We start from the raw sequence: 2,328 nt of genomic DNA, 5'->3' as shown, positions 1-2,328 counted from the left end.
ATTTTGACCAATCCCGGTCACCGAATAATGGCCACCGTGCCTCCCCGCCGCCACTACGCTGGTGGTGCCAACACGCCGGCGTTAGGAGGACCATTGAGGTGAACGAGAGACACGATGACCTACAGGAGATTATAGACGCGGCGCTCCGGGAGATGGCCGCGGAGGAGGGCGACGGGTTCGACCCGCAGGCATGCAACCTCGCTGAGTTCTGCAGGAGGACGGGGCTCACCCGCTCCCGCGCGAGGACGGTCAGGGCCCACGGGTTCAGGGCCCTGCCCCACGGGAACAGCGGGAGGAGGGCCGCGCCGGGCGTGCTCGCCGGCCACACCGGCCTGGCGGACGACCTCCTGCGGAAGGGCGTCACCAACTCGCAGGTGATATTCGAGCGGCTGCTCGGCCAGGGCTACGCCGGCGGCCTCACCACGGTGAAGACCTATATCGCCGCGCACCGGGACCTCGTGCCCGCGAAGAGGCGGCAGGCGGCCCCGCAGGGCTGCCGCGGCCAGCGCTTCAGGACGGCGCCCGGAGAGGCCTACCAGATGGACTGGGGCTTCGTCGCGGTCGAGCGCCCCGGCGGCGAGCGGGCGCGGATCGCCTGCTTCGCCATGGTCTGCCACCATTGCGGGGGCGCCCACGTCGAGTTCTTCCCGAACGCGCGCCAGGAGAACCTCCTCATCGGGATGCTGCACGCGTTCTCGGCGCCGGGCGTGCCCGCGACCGTGCTCACCGACAACATGAAGAGCGTGGTCGTCCGCCGCGATGCCGACGGCCGGCCCGTCTGGCAGGCCGACTACGCCGAGTTCATGGGCGTCGTCGGCTTCCGCACCAGGCTGTGCAGGCCGCCCCACCCCTATACGAAGGGCAAGGTGGAGAGGCTCGTCCGCTTCGTGAAGGGGAACTTCCTCGCGGGAAGGTCCTTCACCGACCTTGACGCCCTCAACCGGGAGGCCGCCCTCTGGTGCGCCGAGCAGGGAGGCCGCTGGCGGCGCGCGGCGGCATGCGTCCCGATGCGCGAGCACGAGGCGGCGTGCTCGGCGAACACCAGGCCGCTCGAGGTCACGGCCGAGGTCGAGCGGTACCTGTGCCCGCGCCGGAAGATCTCCTTCGACGGCTTCGTGAGCTTCGAGGGGCACCGCTACGGCGTGCCCTACTGGTACGGCCGCCGCGAGTGCAGGGTGAGCCGGGAGGGGCGCGTGGTGCACATATACAGCGACGACCTCTCCCGCGAGCTCGTCGCCCACGCCGTCGGCGCCGGCGCCGACAGCTGGTGCGAGGGCCAGTGGGAGACATCGCCGGCGCAGCCCGAGGAGCTGCCGACCCAGCCGGTCGGGACCGTGGTCGAGCAGATCGCCCCGCCCCGGGCGAAGCCCGGTTTCGAGAGGTTCGACTTCGGGAGGGCCGAATGATGGCGGGCGCGGGGGCGAGCCCCTACGAGCTCGCGAGCGACGCCGCGTCGAGGCTCGGGATCGCCGTCGGGGCGGAGGAGCTCGCGACCCTCGCCTCGGACCTCGACCTCGGCGACGGGGAGATGGCCGCCGTGGCAGCCACCTTCTCCTACCTTGCGGAGAAGAGGAGGCTCGCCTCCATCGAGACGCTGCTGAGGCTGAGCAGGCTGCCCAGGCGCGAGCCCAAGACCTTCGAGGGCTTCGACTTCTCCAGGATCCAGGGCCGGGACGCGGCCGCGCTGGGCAAGCTCCCGTCGCTGGCCGACCTCTACGCGCACCGCAACGTCGCCTTCGTCGGGCCCGGCGGCATAGGGAAGACGCACCTCGCGCAGGCCTACGGGCGCGAGTGCTGCATGCGGGGGCTCAAGACCTACTACATAAAGGCGACCGAGCTCAGGGACAGGTTCCAGAAGGCCGTCCAGCGGGGAAACACCTCGCGGGTCGTCTCCTCGCTCGTCAAGCCGTCGTGCCTCATCGTTGACGAGGTGGGGAGATGCGTCTACGACAGGCCGTGCACCGACCTGTTCTTCGATGTCGTCGACAGGCGCTACGAGAAGGAGGGGCCGAACGCGATGGTCCTCACGAGCAACATCGCCCCGAGCGGGTGGGATGAGTTCTTCACGGGCGACGACACGCTCCTCTGCGCCCTCGACAGGCTGTTCGACAAGGCGTCGGTGTTCGTGATGCGGGGCCCGAGCTACCGCGGCAGGGGGCTTGACACCTACTCGGTGGAGGCCGTCCCCCAGGCGGTGAAGGTGAGGGGGATCCAGCCCGAGGGGATGTAGGGAAGCGATAGGAAAGTCATAGATGCGGGCGTGTTGGCTAAAATGGGTCGGCCGGGATTGGTCAATCTCGGCCGACTATATTTGGCTAAATTATTCCG

General features: G+C 69.3%; 2 protein-coding genes. Both read left to right on the top strand.

Going from position 1 to position 2,328, the window contains the following annotated elements; genetic code table 11:
- The first annotated feature begins 98 nt into the window (after nt 1–98).
- Nucleotides 99–1,406, top strand: a complete 1,308-nt coding sequence (istA, locus tag LK493_RS09985; RefSeq protein ID WP_227790916.1) for an IS21 family transposase — start codon at nt 99–101, stop codon at nt 1,404–1,406.
- A complete protein-coding gene (locus LK493_RS09980; RefSeq protein ID WP_006234068.1) occupies nt 1,403–2,230 on the top strand; it encodes an ATP-binding protein in 828 nt (275 codons plus the stop codon). Before istA ends, LK493_RS09980 begins: the two co-directional genes overlap by 4 nt.
- The last annotated feature ends 98 nt before the right edge of the window (nt 2,231–2,328 follow it).

This window comes from Collinsella aerofaciens, assembly GCF_020709435.1.
Taxonomy (GTDB): Bacteria; Actinomycetota; Coriobacteriia; order Coriobacteriales; family Coriobacteriaceae; genus Collinsella; species Collinsella aerofaciens_AU.
The sequence above is the reverse complement of the archived record's forward strand: the minus strand, read 5'-3'. Positions and strand labels throughout refer to the sequence as shown.